This window comes from Polynucleobacter sp. SHI8, assembly GCF_027944005.1.
Classification (GTDB): Bacteria; Pseudomonadota; Gammaproteobacteria; order Burkholderiales; family Burkholderiaceae; genus Polynucleobacter.
This window is the reverse complement of record NZ_AP027204.1, coordinates 1,496,225-1,515,729: the sequence shown is the minus strand read 5'-3', so window position 1 is coordinate 1,515,729 and position 19,505 is coordinate 1,496,225. Positions and strand designations below refer to the sequence as shown.

Here is a 19,505-nt window from a genome sequence, read left to right as displayed (position 1 = left end):
TGGAGAGTGCGTCATGAGTCATATTTTTGTCGATGGACTAGAGCAAAATTCTGCAAATTATGCACCAATGACCCCACTCAGTTTGATTGAGCGGTCCGCGCAAGTTTATCCCCAAAAGCTAGCCATTGTGCATGACAACTTACGGCAGGATTGGCAAACGACTTACCGCCGCTGTATACAACTTGCTAGCGCGCTAAATCAACATGGCATTGAGCGTGGCGACACAGTTGCTGTCATGTTGCCAAATACGCCCCCCATGGTCGAAGCACACTTTGGTGTACCGATGTCTGGGGCAATATTAAATGCTTTAAATACGCGCCTTGATCCCGAGGCAATCGCATTTATGCTGCAACATGGTGAGGCAAAAGCCATCATCATTGACCCGGAGTTTAGTTCCACTATGAAAAAGGCATTGGAAATTGCCAAAATCAACGATATATTAATCATTGACATTAATGATCAGCTTTATCAAGGTGATGGAACCTCTATCGGTCAAATGGATTATGAATCCTTTTTAGAGTCAGGTGATTCAACATATGCATGGGAAGGTCCTCAAAATGAGTGGGATGCTATTTGTTTAAACTACACATCAGGAACCACTGGTAATCCGAAAGGGGTGGTCTACCATCATCGAGGTGCGATGACCAATGCCATATCCAATATTTTGGAATGGGATATGCCTAAGCATCCTGTGTATTTATGGACATTACCCATGTTCCATTGCAATGGCTGGTGTTTTCCGTGGACCGTAGCCGCTAGAGCTGGCGTCAATGTTTGTTTGCGTAAAGTAGATGCTGCAAATATATTTCAGGCGATTAAAACCCATGGTGTCACGCATTATTGCGCAGCACCCATTGTGCATGGCTTTTTAGTCAATGCCAGTCCTGAATTAAAAGATGGCGTTCCACCTGGAGTTAAAGCAATGGTTGCCGGAGCAGCGCCACCAGCAGCCATGATTGAAGGTATGGAAAAAATGGGCTTTGATTTAACTCATGTGTATGGCTTAACGGAAACCTATGGACCTGCAGCGGTTTGTGTGAAACATGATCATTGGGAAGAACAAGCTATCGGCGATCGCGCAGCTCTTAATGCTCGTCAAGGTGTTCGTTACCATTTGCAGGAGGGGATGACAGTCATGGATCCTGAAACAATGACACCAGTCCCTGCGGATGGAAACACCATTGGTGAAATTATGTTTCGTGGAAACATTACGATGAAGGGTTATCTAAAAAACCCATCGGCTACTCAAGAGGCGTTTGCCGGAGGTTGGTTCCATACGGGGGATTTAGCAGTAATGAATCCGGATGGGTACATCAAAATCAAAGATCGCAGTAAGGATATTATTATTTCCGGCGGTGAAAATATTTCATCCATTGAAGTAGAAGATGTTTTATATCGTCATCCCGCTGTTATGGCCGCAGCAATCGTTGCTAAGCCAGATGCAAAATGGGGTGAAACTCCTTGCGCATTTATAGAAATTAAACCTGGGGCTACCGTCACTGCAGAAGAGATTGTTGCACACTGCAAAGAGCATTTAGCAGGATTTAAAGTACCAAGAGCAGTCGTTTTTGGTGAATTACCTAAAACTTCCACAGGAAAAATCCAAAAATTTGAATTACGGAAAAGAGCAGGTTCTGCCCAAGCGATTGACGTTTAGCCTTAATAGTTTCATGGTCATTGAATACACAGAATCTTTAGGGGTTTGTTTGCAGTAAAATTATTATAAGAAACAAAATAAGAGGCAATTCCATGAAAATATTAGTAGCAGTAAAACGGGTTGTAGATTACAACGTTAAAGTGCGTGTCAAATCAGACAACTCTGGAGTTGAAACAGCCAATGTCAAAATGTCTATGAATCCATTTGATGAAATTGCTGTTGAAGAAGCCGTTCGACTCAAAGAGTCTGGTGTGGCTTCAGAAGTTATTGCAGTCTCTATTGGTGTGGCACAGTGTCAAGAAACCTTAAGAACTGCGATGGCCATTGGCGCTGATCGCGCCATTCTGGTTGAGACTGATGAAGAGATTCAGCCTTTAGCCGTGGCCAAAATCATGAAAGCGATTGCTGATAAAGAAGTTCCTCAACTGATCATTTTAGGTAAGCAAGCCATTGATGATGATAGTAATCAGACTGGGCAAATGTTAGCAGCTCTGATGAATATTCCGCAAGCGACATTTGCCTCGAAAGTAGTCATAGACAATCAATATGCACAGGTCACACGTGAGGTGGATGGTGGTTTAGAAACGATTCGAATTTCATTACCTGCAGTAGTTACCACGGATTTACGACTCAATGAGCCAAGGTATGTCACTTTGCCAAATATTATGAAGGCCAAGAAAAAAACATTAGATACGTTTAAACCCGCTGATCTCGGTGTGGATGTAAGTCCGCGCCTCAAGACAATCAAGGTAAATGAGCCGGCGAAGCGTCAGGCAGGGGTGATGGTAGCTGACGTTGCTGCCTTAGTGGATAAATTAAAAAATGAAGCAAAGGTAATCTAAATGACCGTACTCGTAATCGCTGAATATCAGCAAGATCAGATCCAAGCTAGTACATTGAATGTCGTCAGTGCGGCATCACAAATTGATCAAGATGTCCATGTGTTACTCATGGGACACAATATATCAGGGGTAGCCAATGTTGCCGCTGCTATTTCTGGAGTGAGTAAAGTCTTGGTGGCAGATGATGCTATTTTTGCGAATCAGTTAGCCGAAAGTTTGACGAGCCAAGCCCTCTCCATTGCAAAAAACTATACGCATCTTTTAGTTGCTGCTAGTGCTAATGGTAAAAACATCATGCCGCGCATTGCCGCTTTATTAGATGTGGCGCAGATTTCTGAAATCACCAAAGTGGTTAGTCCTGACACATTTGAGCGTCCTATTTATGCAGGTAATGCAATTGCGACGATTCAGTCGATGGATTCGATTAAAGCGATTACGGTTCGCTCTACAGGCTTTGAAGCTGCTTCGGCAACGGGTGGGCAAGCGAGTATTGAAGCAATTAGTTGCGTCCAAGATGCAGGTATAAGTCAATTTATATCGCGTGAGACAACGAAGTCCGATCGTCCAGAACTGACTGCTGCAAAAATTATTGTTTCCGGTGGGCGAGGATTAGGATCTGCAGAACAGTATCACACCGTTATGGAGCCCTTAGCGGATAGTTTAGGCGCCGCTCTAGGCGCTTCACGTGCTGCGGTTGATGCGGGATATGTTCCTAATGATTACCAAGTAGGTCAGACTGGAAAAATTGTTGCACCACAGTTATATGTAGCAGTCGGTATTTCGGGAGCGATTCAGCATTTAGCGGGTATGAAAGACTCTAAAGTAATCGTAGCGATCAATAAAGATCCGGAGGCACCTATTTTTGGTGTGGCGGATTATGGATTAGTAGCTGATTTATTTACTGCAGTTCCTGAGCTTACTGCAGCGATGAAAAATTAAACGTAGTTTAACTAGGAGAAGTTGATGACGTATCAAGCGCCTGTAAAAGAGATGATGTTTTTGATGAATCACTTAGCAGGTCTTGAGCAGATTAGTAAGTTACCTTATTTTTCTGAAGCGAGTGTGGATGCTGATACTGCAGAGGCGATTCTTACTGAGTCTGCAAAATTTTCTGAAGAAGTGCTTGCACCTCTCAATTGGATTGGTGATCAACAGCCTAGCCATTTTAAGGATGGACATGTAGTAACCACCCCTGGCTTTAAAGATGCTTTTGATAAATATGTTGAAGCAGGATGGCAAGGTATTACACATCCTTCTGAGTATGGTGGGCAGGGCTTACCCAAGATTATTTCTACTGCGTGTCAAGAAATGGCAAACTCCTCATGTTTGTCATTCTCTTTGTGTCCGATGCTCACTGATGGGGCGATTGAAGCACTGATTGTTGCAGCAAGTGATGAGTTAAAACAACGTTTTATTCCAAACATGATTTCTGGAAAGTGGACCGGGACTATGAATCTCACAGAGCCTCAAGCAGGTTCAGATTTAGCACTGGTTCGAACACGAGCTGAGCTGGTTGGTGATGGTACATACAAAATATTTGGTACAAAAATTTATATCACCTATGGAGAGCATGATTTTTCGGAGAACATTATTCATTTGGTATTGGCAAGAACCCCAACAGCACCAGAAGGAGTGAAGGGTATATCTTTATTTGTGGTGCCTAAATTTTTGGTGGATGATCAAGGAAACATTGGGCAGCGTAATGATGTGCACTGCATCTCCATTGAACATAAATTAGGTATTAAGGCTAGCCCAACTGCCGTATTGCAATATGGTGATCATGGAGGAGCCATTGGCTATTTAGTTGGTGAGGAGAACCGAGGTCTAGAGTATATGTTCATCATGATGAACGCCGCACGTTTTGGTGTGGGTATGCAAGGGGTATCTTTAGCAGAGAGAGCGTATCAAAAGGCAGTGAGTTACGCAAAAGAACGGATTCAGAGTAGAGATCTTGCTGGGTCGACAGGTTCAGTTGCCATCATTCATCATCCAGATGTGAAACGGATGCTCATGACCATGCGTTCTTATACCGAAGGGGCAAGAACACTCGCTTACGTTGCTGTTGCAGCATCAGATGCCGCAGAGCATGCATTAGATGAAAAAACGAGACAAGAGAACCAAGCCTTTTATGAATTTTTAGTACCGATCGTTAAAGGATTCTCCACAGAAATGGCTGTGCAAGTTGCAAGTCTTGGGGTGCAGATACATGGCGGGATGGGCTTCATTGAAGAAACAGGTGCCGCGCAGTATTATCGTGATGCACGTATTTTGCCCATTTATGAAGGTACTACGGCGATTCAAGCAAACGATTTAATTGGCAGAAAAACCTTAAGAGATGGCGGGGCTACAGCGCAGGCTATTGGTAAACAGATTGCCAGAACAGAAGAAGCATTGGCCGCATCAAATTCTGCAGCAGCAAAGATCATGTCGGAGCAGTTAAAGCTTGCTAGACAATCATTAGAACAAGTAGTGATGTATATCCTCATGAATGTCAAAACGGATATTAAAGCAGTCTTTGCAGGTAGTGTTCCTTACTTACAAATTTGTGGACTTACACTTGCTGGATGGCAAATGGCAAGAGCCTTACTTGAGGCTGAGAAGTTGCGTGATCAAGACCCAGACTTTTATCAAGCCAAAATTAGCACTGCACAGTTTTATGCACAACATTTACTCACCCAAGTTCCGGGGATTGCCAAGTCCATTATGGAAGGTGGCAGAGTGACAAATGAGCTAAAACCGGAACAGTTTTAATCTTTAGATGCGGCTGAAGCCCAAAAAAGCCATTAATCAACAGAGAAACTATTAGAAAAGATATTTCTAATAGAGTAGATTTTTTATTCAATAAAACCCTAAAGGCTCATAGGATATAGGGTCTCAGATGTGAACTCTTTTATATTTGCTTTAAAGTAGAACTCATTTCTCGTTAGGAATAATAGGATAAAATGCTATATACTAATGCCATATACATGGAGAATCCTATGAAAATAACTCTGTCTACTGTTTTTACTAATAATAGGACGCAAGCTGTTCGCCTCCCAGCTGAAGCTCGCCTTCCAGATGATGTAAAAAAAGTGGCTGTAAGGATTAGAGGTAAAGATCGCATTATTTCTCCTATTGAAAATACTTGGGATCATTTCTTTTTAATTGGTCCCACTGTTACCGAAGATTTTATGAATGATCGTGGGGTACAAAAAAATTCATTAAGAGAGAGTTTTTGATATTGAAATACATGCTTGACACGAATATAGTGATTTATGTTCTAAAGAGAAGGCCTATTCAAGTACTGGATATATTTAATCAAAATACTAATCGAATGGCGATTTCCAGCATCACACTTTCGGAATTAATTTATGGTGCAGAAAAAAGTCAAAATATTAGTAAAAATCTAGATGCTATTGAGGATTTTATAAGTCATATTGAAGTACTTTCATATGATCAAAAGACTTCTCAAACATATGGTCAAATTAAAGCAAAACTTGAAAAAAATGGAGAAATAATTGGTGAAAATGATATTCACATTGCGGCCCATGCTATCAGCCAAGGTTTAATACTAGTAACAAATAATTTATATGAGTTTCGGAGAGTTCCTCATTTATCTCTAGAAAATTGGGTGTGATTTATTAATCCAAGCCTTCAGATTTTTACTGAGAAATTTCTTTAGCCGCTTCTACTTGGCTAATAAAGTATTGTTCAAAGGCAATGGCAAGACCACTCATTAGCACAAATGCACCGACCATTAAAGCGATGATCATACAGATAATAATGAGCCAACCAGAGTGGTTTTTTTGAGAAGATCCTGAGTTAAATTGAGCATCAAAACGTTCGTCTAAACGAAGACCATAGACCAGTGTGCAAAGCCAACTTGTAAGTAATGAGATATGACCTAGAGCGACAGCAAACCAGCCCAGTAAAGATTCTTTTTCCGTATGAGCTAGTTCAAACCAACCCCAAACACCCAATAGCAAAGCAATCAGTTGTAGATAAAACCAAGGTGAACTTTTCCCCTTGAGATAAAGCCAATGAAGGCCAGTACCTGGTAAGAATAGACTGAGAAGGCAAGTTACTAATTTGGATTTAAAAGGAATAGTCATAGGGATATGATGATACCCCAAAATGAATCAAGATTTACAGCAGATGATGACTCAAAGAAAATTATGGAGGCCCACGTCTACCAAAGGCGAGAACATCTCCAGATCGACCAATGAGTAGTAATTGATCATTTTTCACTTGTATAGATCGATAATCTTGAAGTTGATTCAAGAAATCTTTCTCGAGATCCATTCGGTAGTTTTCAGCGCACATCATCTTCGTGCTACCCATTTTGCCGATTTCAATCGCATTTTTAGAGTCTGTTGTGATTGTTCCAAAAAAGCGATTACATCCTGAATAGCCTGTAATCATTTTTTTCTCATTACTAAATTCGATGATGATCGGTTCGCCATTATCACCATGAGGGATTTTGCGCAGCTGGACTTTGCCAGAAGCGTCAGGCGGGTAATTCCAGCGCAGGAGTTCCCAGCGACCATTGAGTTGAGAGAGTGGGGGGGATGAGCAGGAGTTGCAATCTGGGAGGATATTTGAGCAGGAGCTAATAAAAAATAGACCAAAAAAGACAAAATTTAAGCGAAAAAAAGAGAAAAAAGGGTTTAATGGGGAATAAAAGTTTGTTCTCATGGCAGATTTAAGATAAAATAGTGAGTTTTCTAGGGTAGTAATTCGTATTATTTTGCATGATTAATAATACTCTTTGGTGACAAGTTTCAACTAAAGTTTGAGTTTAAGCCTACATTTTTTTATTTTTGTTTAATTTGAGGAATACTTATGGTCGTCATTCGACTCGCACGCGGTGGTTCAAAAAAGCGTCCTTTTTATAGCGTTGTTGTTACGGATAAACGTAACCGTCGTGACTCTAACTTTGTAGAGCGTCTTGGTTATTACAATCCAAGAGCAGTAGCTACAGAGCAAGGTTTCCGCGTTGCTCAAGACCGTTTAACTTATTGGACTGGTGTTGGTGCAGAAATGTCTCCAACCGTAAAACGTTTAATTAAGCAACACAGCACAACTGCAGCGAACTAATTTTGATGGGGGATTCCCCATCCCTGAGGTGGCGTCACTATGACGACTGAGAACAGTGATTTAATCGAAGTCGGTACCGTGATTGAAGCATATGGTATTCGTGGCGCCCTCAAAATCCGACCTTTTTCGAATGACCCTGTAGCACTTTTAGCCACTAAAGAAATTTGGCTGTCGGGTATTCGTTTGCCGCAAATGCGTGATTTTTCTGTCTACAAAGCTAAAGAGCATAGCGGCTCAGTGATACTGGAGTTGGTTGGTTTGACTGACCGTGAGATTGCTTTGTCTTTTAAATCAGCAACCGTATTAATCCCAAGATCGAAGTTTCCACCCCTTGATGATAACGAGTATTACTGGACCGATCTGATGGGTGCTGAGGTTCATAATCAGCAAAATGAGTTGATTGGCATCGTTAATGAAATCGTGGATAACAGTGCCCAAACCGTTCTCATTGTCTTAGACGAAGAGAAGAAGCAACATTTAATTCCTTTTGTAAAATCCTTCATTATTGAAGTTGATTTAGAGAGTACTCCAAAGAAAATTGCCGTCGACTGGCAAAAGGACTGGTAAGCACATCATGCGCTTTGATGTCATTACAATTTTCCCAGAAATGTTCAAAATCATTCACGCTGGTGGGGTAGTTGGCCGAGCTTTAGACAAGCAACTATTTGAACTCAAGACCTGGAATCCGAGAGATTACACCACTGACAGCCGTAAAACGGTAGATGATCGTGCCTATGGTGGAGGACCTGGCATGGTGATGATGGCAGAACCACTGGAGAAGACTCTCAAAGCTATTCACCAAACGCAAACCAATGCAGGACCAGTAGTCCTTCTATCACCTCAAGGAAAGACCTTTAATCAGCAAATGGCTGCTGATTTGCTCAAACATGAGCAAATCACAATGGTCTGTGGGCGTTATGAAGCGATTGATCAGCGTTTTATTGATAGCAGTGTCGACATAGAGATGAGTTTGGGGGATTTTGTGCTTTCTGGTGGAGAAATCCCCGCGATGGCAATCATGGATGCCATGGTGAGGCTTATTCCCGGGGTGCTTGGAGATAAGGATTCTGCCTTGCAAGATAGCTTTATGGATGGACTTTTGGACTGTCCGCACTACACCAGACCAGAAATATATGAAAATTCTGCTGTTCCAGGGGTGCTTTTAGGTGGAAATCATGCCATAATAGAAGGCTGGCGTCGTGAGCAATCTTTGCTTGCTACCCATTTGAGGCGTCCTGATTTAATTGAGACGGCTCGCAAAAAAGGGTTGTTAAGTAGTAAAGATGAACTTTTTTTAAAGAACATCCAAACAAAAACTTAGCAGTTTTATTATTTAGTATCCTCTTTCAGGTCCAAACTGGTTTTGGGATCAACGCTGAAATGATACATAAGGAGTTGATAGATGAATCTCATCGAAAAAATTGAGCAAGAAGAAATTGCTCGCCTAACGGCAAACAAAGTAGTTCCTGATTTCGCACCTGGCGATACACTCATTGTTAACGTCAATGTAGTTGAAGGAACCCGTAAACGTTCACAGGCTTTTGAAGGTGTAGTGATTGCTAAGCGCAATCGTGGCCTCAACTCAAGCTTTATCGTACGTAAAATCTCATCTGGTGAAGGTGTTGAAAGAACATTCCAAACTTACTCACCACTCATTGCAAGTATTGAAGTGAAGCGTCGCGGTGATGTCCGCCGTGCGAAACTTTATTACCTCCGTGAGCGTTCAGGTAAGTCTGCACGTATTAAAGAGAAGTTAGTTTCTCGTAAAGTTAAAGAGACTCCTGCGCAGTAAGTCTTCTTTATGACAAGAAAACCAAGCTCTTGTAGCTTGGTTTTTTATTTTTAATTTTGCAAAGTCATCATGCCGTTTTTTCGAATCGGCTCAATTGCTTTTTCAGAACGAAGTAATTGAATCAGTTGTTTGGCTGATTCAGTATGTTCAGATCCCTTCACAATCGCAGCAGAAAAAGTTTGTAGCAATTGCGCTTGATCTGGAAGCGCACCAATCAAATGAACACCTGGAACATTGACTAGTTCACTACTCGGCTGAATCGCTATCTTCACTTTTCCTGATGCAACTAAACCAGCGGATTGATTACCGCGCTCCGTTACAGTAACCGTAATAAAAGGAGTTAATCCTAATCGAGGAAAAAGTTCTTGAGTTAAATAAATGCCACTGGTACTGCCAGGAACAGCGACTGTTTTTAGTTCGATTAAAGTTTTTTTCAAAGCATCGACCGTGGAAATATCTGGAACCAAAGAACCAGTAGCCACTCCAGCACCCAAAGGTGCGATGGCTAGATCAACATCAGAACCCTCAAGGATACGATGTTGTTCCATGAGTTCAGTGAGACCTTCACGCGACATAATCACCACGTCAACTCGCGTGCCTTTTTGCAATTGTGCTTTAATCGTTAAAGGACCATTGCCTTGAGAGGCGCCTGACAGTGTGGTTACTTTGATACCGGTGGACTTTTCAAATTGAGGTAAGAGAAGTTGATAAGGGCCATTAAATCCCCCAGAAATCATGACTTGAAGTTGTGCCATAGCAGAAGAGCTTATGAATAAAGTAAAAATAAAACCAACAATTCCGTATTTCAAGAAGAGTGCCATTTATTGATTGAGACCAGCATAAATGTAGGCATTCAATCTTTCGCGATACTCCTTACGAAGTTCACCAGGAGCTGCAGCCATCATCACAACCACTAATTTCTCTTTAGGGTCGACCCAAAAGATCGTACCGTTTGCGCCATTCCATGTGTAATCACCGATATTACCGTTCGTTGCAGATAAACCTTTTTCTTTACGAACAGCAACTCCTAAACCAAAGCCATAGCCTTCGCGACCGGGCTCCGTGCCGCCAACATTATTTTTAATTTGGTTGCCTAAATGATCTGAGGTCATTAGTGCCACCGTTTGTGGTCCCAGAATACGTTGCCCATCTAAAGAGCCGCCGTTGAGCAACATTTGACCAAAACGAATATAGTCGGCTGCCGTGCTATATGCACAAGAACCACCGCAATCGAATTTAGCGGGGTTTTCATAGATGCCAATCTTTTGTTTCTTTCCAGTAATTGGATCAATCTCATGAGGCTGAGCCAAACGTTTTTTCGCAGATTCACTTAAAGTAAAGCCCGTATCTTTCATACCAATACGCGACCAGATTCTCTCATTCAAAATATCATTGAGACGCTTTCCCGCAATTTTTTCTTGCAAGAGACCAAGAACATCGATACCAAAGCTATAGTCCCAAGCGGTGCCAGGCTCATACAGTAGAGGAGTAGTTGACAGACGTTTAATAAAGTCAGCACCACTAAATTCAGCAGCCGCTTCAGCGGAAGACCTAAGAGATGCTTGGTGCACCGGCGTATTTGCACGAGCACCATAGGTGAGACCGTTCGTATGACGCATCAGATCTTGAACCGTGATGGGTTTAGTCGCAGGCACTTGACTTAAAACACCATTTTCAAGCTTACCCACATTCATGGATTTAAATTCAGGAAACCAATGCGAGACAGGGGCGGACAACTGTAACTTACCTTCTTCATAAAAAGTCATGGCACCTGCTGCGGCCATCACCTTCGTCATGGATGCTAAATTAAAAACCGTATCAAAAGACATCGGAATATTGTTCTTTTTATCTTGATACCCATAGGTTTTATAAATAATTAATTTACCATTTTTAGCGACAGCCAATACACCCCCAGGCATTCTATTTTGTGCGATTTCATCACTAAAAAATTGATCGATTGCTTGTACATTTTTGGGGTTAAAACCCTGTGAAGCGGGAGTTGCTGTTGGCAGTGGTGCGCCCAGAACAGCGGAGCTGATGGATAAATAAGCAGCAATTCCAAATAAGTATTGATATTTCATTCACATCCTCTTCATTATTTTTTTATTATGTAGAGTTTATTCTAATATTGGATTAAAAGACTAGGCTTATAATCATTTGATGCAAAGACGTGTTCCGAAGTTTGATCCCCAGATGGTTCCTATCCAGGAAGCATCGCTTCATACTCCTCCAGTACCACTCGATTTGTTACAGCCGCATGCGTTAAGACAGCGTTTCGAACAAAGCAAACCATGGACACCGGAAATAACCGATGAGTCCAGAAAGTCACTCGAATATCAACCGGGTATGGGTAAACGGATTGCCGCAGTCCTCATTCCGATTGTGCAAAAAGAGAATCACCTCAGTGTCTTACTCACCAAGCGTGCTGAGCACCTGAATGATCATGCCGGACAAATCAGTTTTCCGGGTGGACGAAAAGAAGAAAGTGACATTGATCTCAAACATACCGCACTCCGCGAAGCACATGAAGAGATCGGACTTGGTCATCATCATGTGGAGCATTTGGGGCATTTACCAGACTACTTTACGATCACTGGTTATCAAGTGACACCGATTGTGGGACTTGTTTCTTCCGTTGAGGAATTAGTACCCGATACCAATGAAGTTGCAGAAATTTTCGAAGTCCCATTAGCTTTTTTGATGAATCCTGCGAACCACCAGATTCGTGAATGGGTAGGACCCGATGGATATCGTAAGTTTTATGCCATGCCCTATGAGTCGAAGTTCATTTGGGGGGCAACTGCTGGTATGCTCAGAAATCTGTACCATTTTTTAAGAGCTTAAATAATGACATTTATTTCTGTTTTGTTGAGTTTAATGCTGGAGCAGTATCGACCTGTAGGGCCTAATCATTGGGTTCAGCGCCTCATGAAACTGTGGATCGATCGTGTTCCCAATTATTGTGACACAGGGGAAGAAACTTCCGCTAAAGTAGCCATCTTTGTTTTGGTCGTCCCACCCGTTTTATTTGTCTTCATGGTGCATTTATGGCTCATATATCAATTGCCTCTATTAGCACTTGTTTGGAATATTTTTATTGTGTATTCCTTGATGGGATTTCGTCAATTCAGTTCCCACTATCGCTTGATTCAGGAAGCATTACAAGAAAGGCGTTTGGATGATGCACGAAGTGAGTTGGCTAACTGGGTAGGGTCTAATTTAAATACCGAGACCCTCACCGAATCTGAAGTGGTTAGACACACATTAGAGCGTGCAATTTTAGCCGTTCATTCGAATGTATTTGGCCTATTCTTTTTCTTTTTATTACCGATTGGACCTGCTGGGGTAGTCTTATATCGACTTGTATTGATGGCGGAAGATCTCTGGAAATTCGGTATGGTAAGTCCTAAGCTCATGGTCATGATTCAAAAATTTCGGTACCTGATTGATTGGGTACCCACGCGATTGACAGCTATTGGCTTCACCATTGTGGGTAATTTTGAGCAGGCAGCTTATGCTTGGCGTTATCATCAAAAGAAATGGGATACCCAGTCTAAAGCGATTCTTATTGGCACAGGTGGTGGTGCTTTGGGAGTGCAACTGGGTGAGCCCATTGCGCAGGTATCTACGGATGAAGCCTTACGGCTTGCTGAAACCGGAGAGGTACCTGTTCAGGAAATAGGATTATTACCAGTTCCCGCACATTTAGCATCTGGAGCTAGTCTTGTTTGGCGTGCCGTGGTGCTGTGGATGATTCTTTTGGCAATGCTCTCGATCGCTGTTTGGTTTGGCCAACTATAAAACTTTAGAGCCATTAAGACTGATGTCCCTGTGTTTGAATCGTGGCATTGCGACTCTCGTGCAATAGTTGATTAAATAATTTAACCCGTGTAGGTGAAATGAGACCCTGTGATACTCCTTCAAGAATAGCGCATCCAGGCTCATGCGAATGAGAGCAGTTATGGAAGCGGCACTGTCCTAGATAAGGAATAAATTCAGTAAAGGCATGTTGTAATTCACTTTCTGATAAATGCGCTAGACCGAATTCCTGAAAACCTGGTGAATCAATGAGTGCACCAACAACACCATGTTGAACTCCCCAAGCAGGTAAGTCGTAATAACGACAAGCAGTTGTTGTGTGTTTGCCGGTATCTAACTTCGTTGAGTGTTCTCTTGTTTGAGCGCTTGCAGTAGGAATCCATTGATTGAGGAGGGTTGATTTACCCATCCCCGATTGTCCAACGAGAACTGAGACCTTGCCTGCTAAAAAAGGTTCTAAGGATGACATGCTATCCGCATCAAACTTTGCTGAAATCTCATGAATCGGAATCCCGAGATGTTGATAGGGTGCTAAGAGTTCACGCGCTTTGAGAAGCTGCTCCTTTAAATCAGTTTTATTCAGTAAGATCCGCAGTTCAATACCCTCATGCGCAGCAGCGATAGCAGCTCTGCCAAGTAAGTCAGGTGAAAATCCTGGCTCAGTTGCAAGAACTAGCAGAATTTGATCCACATTGGCCGCAATGGATTTTGATCGAAAAGCATCAGAGCGAAATAATAAATTGTTACGAGGCAGAATGTTTTCTATTACTGCTTGATTGGGAGAGGTTGTTTGTAATTCTAAAAAATCACCCACAGCCGCTTCATGCTTTTTTCCCCGCGATTTAACTTCGTAAAACTCGGGTTCAGAAGAACTTGGGTGAAGAGGTCTTGCTAAATAATTTCTACCATAAGAAGCTACTAAGAGCGCCTTGAAGGAAGAGTTAAGCAAGACGGTATTCCATTAGGTTGCGACCTTGATCAATTGATTCAGATGAGCGATTCGAATCGGTGCTGGTGGATGTGAGTCATAAAATGCCGAATATAAACGGTCTGGAGTCAGAGTTGCAGCATTATCTTGATAAAGCTTAATCAGTGCTGAAATTAAGTCACTTGCATTCGATTTCTCGGCGGCAAAGGCGTCAGCCTCGAACTCATGTTTGCGTGACAGTAAACTACCCAGTGGAGTAATAAAAAACGTAAAGACTGGAATTGTCAAAGAGAATAGAGCAAGGGCAAGACCTGCATTATTACCATCGATTTCTGGAAGTACGCCTAAGCTTTCATAGAACCAGATTTGTTGAGACAGCCAACCCAATAGTGCTAAACCAGCAAGACTCATGAAGAAGGTTAGTAACATTCTTTTATGCACATGGTTTTTTTTAAAGTGACCAAGTTCATGAGCTAAGACAGCCTCGATTTCAACAGGAGAAAGTTTCTCAATCAGCGTATCAAAAAATACAATCCGTTTATTTTTACCAATCCCTGTAAAGTATGCATTGCCATGGGCACTTCTTTTACTGCCATCCATCACAAATAGACCTTTACTCACAAAGCCACAACGATCTAAAAGAGATTGAATTGAGGTTTTGAGAGGACCATCATCAAGTGGTTTAAATTTATTAAAGAGAGGCATGATGACAACTGGGGCGATCCACGTAGCTAGCAAAATAAATCCTACCAAGAAGACCCAAGCAAATAGCCACCAATATTGACCCGCTTGTTGCATGAGACTCAGAATCACCCAAAGTAAAGGGACGCCAATTACGAGGCTCAGGGCAGTGCCTTTGATAAAGTCGAGCCAAAAGAGTTTTTGAGTCATGCGATTGAAGCCAAATTGTTCCTCTAAACGAAATTGTTTGTACCAAGAAAAAGGAAGATCGATCAAGCTAGATAAAAAACTGATGGAGAGTAGGAGAGCGATTTGTTGCCAAACACCAGCAGAGAATATATCTAGTAGCTCACGATGAATCGAATATAAAAAACCCAACATCGTGAGAGCAATTAATAGTGCTTGCGAGAAAAATGTTTCAACTGATGAAAGCTTTAATTTAGCGATCGTGTAGTGAGCAGCTTTTTGATGATCGGCTAGCGAGATGGATTCTTCAAAGCCGGCAGGTACTTGATTGCTATGAAGACGAGCAGATTGAATCTGACGCTGCGCAAGGAAAAATTGGGTAAAAAGGCCCAATAACAAAAAAGCGAGGAAAATATAAGTAAATATCATTTGTTAATTATAGAAGCGAGTTGCGATTTGAACACAGAACTGAAAAAAGACCGTTTAATTTGGTTGGATATGGAAATGAGTGGGCTAGACCCCGAGAAAGAGCGGATTTTAGAGTTAGCCATGGTGATCACCGATGGTAATCTCGAAATTATTGCGGAAAGTCCTGTTTTAGTGATTCGTCAGGACAAGACATTACTCGATGGCATGGACGCTTGGAATCAAGGTACTCATGGAAAATCCGGCTTAATTGATAAAGTCCTTGCCTCCACCACAACCGAAGAAGAAGCTGAGAAGATTTGTTTGGAGTTTTTAGCCACCCATCTCAAATCAGGAGTCTCTCCGATGTGTGGCAATACCATCCATCAAGATCGACGGTTTATGGCAAGATATATGCCTAAACTTGAAGGATTTTTCCATTACAGAAATATTGATGTCTCCACCGTAAAAGAACTCTGTAAACGTTGGCAGCCAGAAGTAGCCAAGAACTTTACAAAAAAACAAGCCCATACTGCCTATGCGGACATCATTGAGTCCATTGAAGAGTTGCGCTATTACCGCGAGAACTTCTTTAGAACCCCTCACAGCTGAAGGCATTTCCTAAAGTCACGCTTTGGGCTTTAGAAGTAATACTTAGTAAATAAATTGTGATTAAGCCCACTTTAATCATTTATTTTCCTAGCTAATGAATCAAGAGACCATCTTGGCATTGGAGGATTAGGTAGAGGCTAAAATTAAACTCTTCAAATCTTGAGGAAATTTTTTTGCCTGTTCCAATCAAAAGTATTGATATTACTGAAGAAAATTCTATAGAGAAGTTTACAGATAGCCTAAACATGCGTAAGATGTACATGTACATCCAATCGGAGGGTTTTATGGCTAATACCAAGCTTTTTAAAAATGGAAATTCTCAAGCAGTAAGAATCCCTGCTGAACTTGCCTACAGTAAATGGGATATAGATCTCATCATCGAACGGCATGGTGATGAGTTACGTATTCGACCTGCTCAGAGGAGAATTGGAAATGTAATGAAAAAATTTGCTCAGTTTTCACCTGATTTTATGGTGGAGGGAAGAGGAGAAAATATTGAAAAGGAGCGGGAATCTTTATGACTCCAAAATTGATGTTGGATACGAATATTTGTATTTATTTAATGAAGAATCAATTACCAGATGTTGAGGAGCGTTTTCAAGATTTTTTTGTTGGAGAGATTGTCATTTCAGCAATTACTCTTGCTGAACTTGAGTTTGGAATTAGCCTAAAGGGTAAAGAATTTGAAAAAACAAATCGATTGGCTCTATCAAGCTTATTGGAAGAATTTCTTGTAGTGCCTTTTGATCATTTGGCGGCAAGATCTTATGGGCCTCTAAGAGCAATTTATAAGGATCGAACAAGAGATGCATTGGATAAACTAATTGCCTCTCATGCTGTTTCTTTGGGAGTAATTTTGGTGACTAATAATGAAAAAGATTTCATAAATTTTCCAGGCTTAAAAGTAGAGAACTGGGTAAAACATTAAAAAAATTCAAAAACGCTATGACAAGTTTTTGGGCCTTAATGCAGACTTTGGTCGAAACGCTTTGACAACTGCTTCATTTGTTTCGATGTAGGGGCCACCAATCAAATCAATGCAGTAGGGTACGGCAGCAAAGATACCAGAGGCGATTATTTTCCCATCGGTATCTTTAAGGCCCTCTAGGGTTTCTGCAATCGCCTTTGGTTGACCCGGTAAATTGATGATGAGTGCAGCGTGACCATCGATTTCACGAAGAGCCCCAACTTGACGTGACAAAATCGCCGTAGGGACGAACTTTAAGCTAATTTGGCGCATTTGTTCCCCAAATCCAGGCATTTCCCTTGTACTGGCAGCCAGCGTTGCTTCCGGCGTTACATCACGGCGACTCGGACCAGTCCCACCAGTGGTTAATACCAAATCGCATTGCTCCACATCGACTAGTTCAATTAGAGTTGCAGTAATCACCGCTTGTTCATCCGCAATAAGTCTTGTAATGCACGTAAATGGCGTCGTTAAAGCGCTACTTAACCACTTTTCAAGTGCGGGGATTCCTTGATCTTCATATATCCCCGAAGATGCTCTGTCGGAGATAGAGACCAGGCCAATACGAATTTGTTCTAAATTTTCAGTATTTATCATAGTGATTTTCATTGTTGATACAAATAATCGCTATGATAAGGGAATGACAAATAAAACTTTTACTTATTCCGCATTTGAGTTTCAAGAAATCATTCAAGATGCCCTTTCTCGAGCTAAATCCCTTGGTGCGACCGATGCTGCTGTTGAAGTATCTGAGGGCAATGGCTTATCTGTGTCCGTGCGCCGTGGTGAGGTTGAGACGATTGAGCGTAGCGTTGATAAATCCTTAGGGATCAGCGTGTTCATAGGTCAACAGCGTGGCAATGCCAGTACCAGTGACTTTTCTCCTGAAGCAATCGAGCGTACGATTCAAGCGGCCTATGATATTGCCAGATATACCGCCCCTGACCCATTTTCCGGATTGGCAGAAGAAGAGTTATTAGAAAAAAATCCAAAAGATTTAGATTTGTTTCATCCATGGGATTTATCTGTTGAGGATGCGATCGAGATTGCAAAACGCGCAGAAGATGCGGCTTTTGCAGTAAATGCTTTAATTACCAATAGTGATGGTGCTTCGATTGCTGCCAATCAGACCCATTTTCAGATGGGAACGACACGTGGATTTTTAGCAGGCTACCCATTTTCAAGGCATTACATCTCCTGTGCTCCGATAGCTAGTGCAACACGTCGTAAAGGTGCACCGATGCAAAGAGATGACTGGTACTCTACCTCACGCTTGCCACAAGAGCTTGCAGACCCAGAAGCCATTGGACGATACGCTGCACAGCGCGCCTTATCACGACTTGGTGCAAGGCCTATACCCACCCAAAAATGCCCCGTGATATTTGAGGCTCCGGTTGCGATTGGCTTATTAGGTGCTTTTGTGCAGGCCATATCTGGTGGTTCTTTATATCGACGTTCAAGCTTTTTATTAGACAGCCTTGGCAAGCAAGTTTTTCCAGATCATATTCAGATTGATGAAGACCCCCATCGCTTAAGACTCAGTGGCAGTACACCATTTGATGATGAGGGAGTTAGGACACAAGCTCGTCAGGTTGTTTCGGCAGGCGTTGTACAAGGATATTTCTTATCCACTTATTCAGCCCGTAAATTAGGAATGCAAACCACAGGTAACTCAGGTGGTGCGCATCATCTAACAATGGCAAGTTCTAGAACTTCACCTAGTGATGATTTATCTGGTTTGGCACAAAAAATGGGACGTGGACTTCTCGTCACTGAACTCATGGGGCAGGGCGTTAATTACGTCACCGGCGATTACTCTCGAGGAGCTTTTGGTTATTGGGTTGAAAACGGCGTGATTCAATATCCCGTAGAGGAAATTACTATTGCAGGTAACCTCAAACAAATGTTTCTAGGTATAGAAACGATTGGTTCAGATGTCTTAACACGAGGAACCAAAGAGTGTGGATCCATACTCATTCGTGAAATGATGATTGGTGGATCGTAAAAGCAACGAGAAGAAGACTTTAGATCGTTATTTTCTAGAGTAGGTAACAAAAGCAAATGCTGGAAATTCTTTTCCAGCATTTTTTGGATCTGGTTCAGCAGGATGTTCTTCAAAGTGAGTTACACGCCAATCCTCTTCCTCGAACTCCGGGAAGTGGGCATCACCGACAACATCGATTTGCACCTCAGTTATGATCATTTCATCAGCAAATTCTAAAGCCTGCTCATAGACTTGAGCGCCACCAATAATAAATACCTGATCAGAAGTCTCGCAGGCCGATAGAGCATCTTCAAGACTTGAAAAGGTTTCCGCATCTTCCGCCGAGAATCCTGGAGTGCGACTAATGACGATATTCCTGCGATCAGGTAAGGGACGGCCCAAGGATTCCCAAGTATTACGCCCCATAATGATTGGGTGACCTAGAGTTGTATTTTTAAAGTGCTTCAGATCTGCCGGTAGACGCCATGGCAACTCATTATCACGACCAATCACACCTTGAGTAGAACGAGCAACGATGATCGTGATTTTCATGACA

The 19,505-nt window shown here is 42.0% G+C and carries 24 protein-coding genes; 16 read left to right on the top strand and 8 right to left on the bottom strand.

Annotated elements, in window-relative coordinates:
- Positions 1–13 precede the first annotated feature (13 nt).
- The 6 genes from QMN06_RS07600 to vapC all read left to right on the top strand — a co-directional run bounded on the left by QMN06_RS07600 (position 14) and on the right by vapC (position 6,115).
- Positions 14–1,657: an acyl-CoA synthetase gene (locus QMN06_RS07600; RefSeq protein WP_281969528.1), complete on the top strand. Its 1,644-nt coding sequence runs from the start codon at positions 14–16 to the stop codon at positions 1,655–1,657.
- A gap of 92 nt (positions 1,658–1,749) precedes the next feature.
- Positions 1,750–2,499: an electron transfer flavoprotein subunit beta/FixA family protein gene (locus QMN06_RS07595; protein ID WP_281969527.1), complete on the top strand. Its 750-nt coding sequence runs from the start codon at positions 1,750–1,752 to the stop codon at positions 2,497–2,499.
- Complete coding sequence (locus tag QMN06_RS07590) at positions 2,500–3,438, top strand: FAD-binding protein (protein WP_281969526.1); 939 nt, start codon at positions 2,500–2,502, stop codon at positions 3,436–3,438.
- A gap of 24 nt (positions 3,439–3,462) precedes the next feature.
- Positions 3,463–5,250 (top strand): acyl-CoA dehydrogenase, encoded by a 1,788-nt coding sequence (locus QMN06_RS07585; RefSeq protein ID WP_281969525.1) that lies wholly within the window; start codon positions 3,463–3,465, stop codon positions 5,248–5,250.
- Positions 5,251–5,477: 227 nt separating this feature from the next.
- Positions 5,478–5,717: a type II toxin-antitoxin system VapB family antitoxin gene (vapB, locus tag QMN06_RS07580; RefSeq protein WP_281969524.1), complete on the top strand. Its 240-nt coding sequence runs from the start codon at positions 5,478–5,480 to the stop codon at positions 5,715–5,717.
- Positions 5,717–6,115, top strand: coding sequence for a tRNA(fMet)-specific endonuclease VapC (gene vapC, locus QMN06_RS07575; RefSeq protein ID WP_281971747.1), 399 nt, complete (start codon positions 5,717–5,719; stop codon positions 6,113–6,115). Before vapB (QMN06_RS07580) ends, vapC begins: the two co-directional genes overlap by 1 nt.
- Positions 6,116–6,140: 25 nt before the next feature.
- Here the strand turns inward: vapC and QMN06_RS07570 are convergent, their stop codons facing one another.
- Both QMN06_RS07570 and QMN06_RS07565 read right to left on the bottom strand, forming a co-directional pair.
- A complete protein-coding gene (locus QMN06_RS07570; RefSeq protein ID WP_281969523.1) occupies positions 6,141–6,590 on the bottom strand; it encodes an NINE protein in 450 nt (149 codons plus the stop codon).
- Positions 6,591–6,651: 61 nt separating this feature from the next.
- A complete protein-coding gene (locus QMN06_RS07565; protein WP_281969522.1) occupies positions 6,652–7,173 on the bottom strand; it encodes an META domain-containing protein in 522 nt (173 codons plus the stop codon).
- 147 nt (positions 7,174–7,320) lie between these two features.
- Here QMN06_RS07565 and rpsP point away from each other — a divergent pair, with 147 nt between their 5' ends.
- The 4 genes from rpsP (at position 7,321) to rplS (ending at position 9,367) form a co-directional block, all read left to right on the top strand.
- Positions 7,321–7,575: a 30S ribosomal protein S16 gene (gene rpsP, locus QMN06_RS07560; protein WP_281969521.1), complete on the top strand. Its 255-nt coding sequence runs from the start codon at positions 7,321–7,323 to the stop codon at positions 7,573–7,575.
- Between the two features lie 39 nt (positions 7,576–7,614).
- Positions 7,615–8,142 (top strand): ribosome maturation factor RimM, encoded by a 528-nt coding sequence (gene rimM, locus QMN06_RS07555; protein WP_281969520.1) that lies wholly within the window; start codon positions 7,615–7,617, stop codon positions 8,140–8,142.
- A gap of 7 nt (positions 8,143–8,149) precedes the next feature.
- Positions 8,150–8,896 carry a tRNA (guanosine(37)-N1)-methyltransferase TrmD gene (gene trmD, locus QMN06_RS07550; RefSeq protein ID WP_281971746.1) on the top strand — a complete coding sequence of 249 codons (747 nt, stop codon included), beginning with the start codon at positions 8,150–8,152 and terminating at the stop codon, positions 8,894–8,896.
- Positions 8,897–8,977: 81 nt separating this feature from the next.
- Positions 8,978–9,367 carry a 50S ribosomal protein L19 gene (gene rplS / locus QMN06_RS07545; RefSeq protein WP_281969519.1) on the top strand — a complete coding sequence of 130 codons (390 nt, stop codon included), beginning with the start codon at positions 8,978–8,980 and terminating at the stop codon, positions 9,365–9,367.
- A 50-nt stretch (positions 9,368–9,417) separates the two neighbouring features.
- Here rplS and QMN06_RS07540 read toward each other — a convergent pair whose 3' ends face one another.
- Together QMN06_RS07540 and QMN06_RS07535 are read right to left on the bottom strand one after the other, a co-directional pair.
- The gene (locus QMN06_RS07540) at positions 9,418–10,188 is read right to left on the bottom strand and encodes a substrate-binding domain-containing protein (RefSeq protein ID WP_281969518.1); all 771 of its coding nucleotides are present in this window, start codon (positions 10,186–10,188) and stop codon (positions 9,418–9,420) included.
- Positions 10,189–11,448: a serine hydrolase domain-containing protein gene (locus QMN06_RS07535; RefSeq protein WP_281969517.1), complete on the bottom strand. Its 1,260-nt coding sequence runs from the start codon at positions 11,446–11,448 to the stop codon at positions 10,189–10,191.
- A 79-nt stretch (positions 11,449–11,527) separates the two neighbouring features.
- Here QMN06_RS07535 and QMN06_RS07530 point away from each other — a divergent pair, with 79 nt between their 5' ends.
- Both QMN06_RS07530 and QMN06_RS07525 read left to right on the top strand, forming a co-directional pair.
- A complete protein-coding gene (locus QMN06_RS07530; RefSeq protein WP_281969516.1) occupies positions 11,528–12,211 on the top strand; it encodes a CoA pyrophosphatase in 684 nt (227 codons plus the stop codon).
- Positions 12,212–12,214: 3 nt separating this feature from the next.
- Entirely contained in the window at positions 12,215–13,168 is a 954-nt protein-coding gene (locus QMN06_RS07525; RefSeq protein ID WP_281969515.1) for a CobD/CbiB family protein, read from the top strand.
- A gap of 13 nt (positions 13,169–13,181) precedes the next feature.
- Here QMN06_RS07525 and rsgA read toward each other — a convergent pair whose 3' ends face one another.
- Together rsgA and QMN06_RS07515 are read right to left on the bottom strand one after the other, a co-directional pair.
- Complete coding sequence (rsgA, locus tag QMN06_RS07520) at positions 13,182–14,135, bottom strand: ribosome small subunit-dependent GTPase A (protein ID WP_281969514.1); 954 nt, start codon at positions 14,133–14,135, stop codon at positions 13,182–13,184.
- Positions 14,136–14,147: 12 nt separating this feature from the next.
- Positions 14,148–15,410: a M48 family metallopeptidase gene (locus QMN06_RS07515; RefSeq protein ID WP_281969513.1), complete on the bottom strand. Its 1,263-nt coding sequence runs from the start codon at positions 15,408–15,410 to the stop codon at positions 14,148–14,150.
- Between the two features lie 27 nt (positions 15,411–15,437).
- Between QMN06_RS07515 and orn the strand changes: the two genes are divergently transcribed.
- The 3 genes from orn to QMN06_RS07500 all read left to right on the top strand — a co-directional run bounded on the left by orn (position 15,438) and on the right by QMN06_RS07500 (position 16,926).
- Complete coding sequence (orn, locus tag QMN06_RS07510) at positions 15,438–15,998, top strand: oligoribonuclease (protein WP_281969512.1); 561 nt, start codon at positions 15,438–15,440, stop codon at positions 15,996–15,998.
- A gap of 284 nt (positions 15,999–16,282) precedes the next feature.
- Entirely contained in the window at positions 16,283–16,519 is a 237-nt protein-coding gene (vapB, locus tag QMN06_RS07505) for a type II toxin-antitoxin system VapB family antitoxin (protein ID WP_281971745.1), read from the top strand.
- Positions 16,516–16,926 (top strand): type II toxin-antitoxin system VapC family toxin, encoded by a 411-nt coding sequence (locus tag QMN06_RS07500; RefSeq protein ID WP_281969511.1) that lies wholly within the window; start codon positions 16,516–16,518, stop codon positions 16,924–16,926. Before vapB (QMN06_RS07505) ends, QMN06_RS07500 begins: the two co-directional genes overlap by 4 nt.
- Positions 16,927–16,941: 15 nt before the next feature.
- Here the strand turns inward: QMN06_RS07500 and mog are convergent, their stop codons facing one another.
- Complete coding sequence (mog, locus tag QMN06_RS07495; RefSeq protein WP_281969510.1) at positions 16,942–17,562, bottom strand: molybdopterin adenylyltransferase; 621 nt, start codon at positions 17,560–17,562, stop codon at positions 16,942–16,944.
- 43 nt (positions 17,563–17,605) lie between these two features.
- Here mog and pmbA point away from each other — a divergent pair, with 43 nt between their 5' ends.
- Complete coding sequence (gene pmbA / locus QMN06_RS07490; protein WP_281969509.1) at positions 17,606–18,970, top strand: metalloprotease PmbA; 1,365 nt, start codon at positions 17,606–17,608, stop codon at positions 18,968–18,970.
- A 27-nt stretch (positions 18,971–18,997) separates the two neighbouring features.
- Here the strand turns inward: pmbA and QMN06_RS07485 are convergent, their stop codons facing one another.
- Entirely contained in the window at positions 18,998–19,501 is a 504-nt protein-coding gene (locus QMN06_RS07485; RefSeq protein ID WP_281969508.1) for a dihydrofolate reductase, read from the bottom strand.
- Positions 19,502–19,505: the final 4 nt, after the last annotated feature.

Bases quoted from the DNA above. Each gene is read 5' to 3' on its own strand.
- rimM (WP_281969520.1), top strand. From the start codon at position 7,615: ATGACGACTGAGAACAGTGATTTAATCGAAGTCGGTACCGTGATTGAA.
- trmD (WP_281971746.1), top strand. From the start codon at position 8,150: ATGCGCTTTGATGTCATTACAATTTTCCCAGAAATGTTCAAAATCATT.
- QMN06_RS07525 (WP_281969515.1), top strand. From the start codon at position 12,215: ATGACATTTATTTCTGTTTTGTTGAGTTTAATGCTGGAGCAGTATCGA.
- QMN06_RS07585 (WP_281969525.1), top strand. From the start codon at position 3,463: ATGACGTATCAAGCGCCTGTAAAAGAGATGATGTTTTTGATGAATCAC.
- QMN06_RS07595 (WP_281969527.1), top strand. From the start codon at position 1,750: ATGAAAATATTAGTAGCAGTAAAACGGGTTGTAGATTACAACGTTAAA.
- rplS (WP_281969519.1), top strand. From the start codon at position 8,978: ATGAATCTCATCGAAAAAATTGAGCAAGAAGAAATTGCTCGCCTAACG.
- QMN06_RS07565 (WP_281969522.1), bottom strand. From the start codon at position 7,173: ATGAGAACAAACTTTTATTCCCCATTAAACCCTTTTTTCTCTTTTTTT.
- QMN06_RS07500 (WP_281969511.1), top strand. From the start codon at position 16,516: ATGACTCCAAAATTGATGTTGGATACGAATATTTGTATTTATTTAATG.
- rpsP (WP_281969521.1), top strand. From the start codon at position 7,321: ATGGTCGTCATTCGACTCGCACGCGGTGGTTCAAAAAAGCGTCCTTTT.
- QMN06_RS07600 (WP_281969528.1), top strand. From the start codon at position 14: ATGAGTCATATTTTTGTCGATGGACTAGAGCAAAATTCTGCAAATTAT.
- QMN06_RS07530 (WP_281969516.1), top strand. From the start codon at position 11,528: ATGCAAAGACGTGTTCCGAAGTTTGATCCCCAGATGGTTCCTATCCAG.
- pmbA (WP_281969509.1), top strand. From the start codon at position 17,606: ATGACAAATAAAACTTTTACTTATTCCGCATTTGAGTTTCAAGAAATC.
- mog (WP_281969510.1), bottom strand. From the start codon at position 17,562: ATGATAAATACTGAAAATTTAGAACAAATTCGTATTGGCCTGGTCTCT.
- QMN06_RS07540 (WP_281969518.1), bottom strand. From the start codon at position 10,188: ATGGCACTCTTCTTGAAATACGGAATTGTTGGTTTTATTTTTACTTTA.
- QMN06_RS07515 (WP_281969513.1), bottom strand. From the start codon at position 15,410: ATGATATTTACTTATATTTTCCTCGCTTTTTTGTTATTGGGCCTTTTT.
- vapB (WP_281969524.1), top strand. From the start codon at position 5,478: ATGAAAATAACTCTGTCTACTGTTTTTACTAATAATAGGACGCAAGCT.
- QMN06_RS07590 (WP_281969526.1), top strand. From the start codon at position 2,500: ATGACCGTACTCGTAATCGCTGAATATCAGCAAGATCAGATCCAAGCT.
- QMN06_RS07570 (WP_281969523.1), bottom strand. From the start codon at position 6,590: ATGACTATTCCTTTTAAATCCAAATTAGTAACTTGCCTTCTCAGTCTA.
- QMN06_RS07485 (WP_281969508.1), bottom strand. From the start codon at position 19,501: ATGAAAATCACGATCATCGTTGCTCGTTCTACTCAAGGTGTGATTGGT.
- QMN06_RS07535 (WP_281969517.1), bottom strand. From the start codon at position 11,448: ATGAAATATCAATACTTATTTGGAATTGCTGCTTATTTATCCATCAGC.
- vapB (WP_281971745.1), top strand. From the start codon at position 16,283: ATGGCTAATACCAAGCTTTTTAAAAATGGAAATTCTCAAGCAGTAAGA.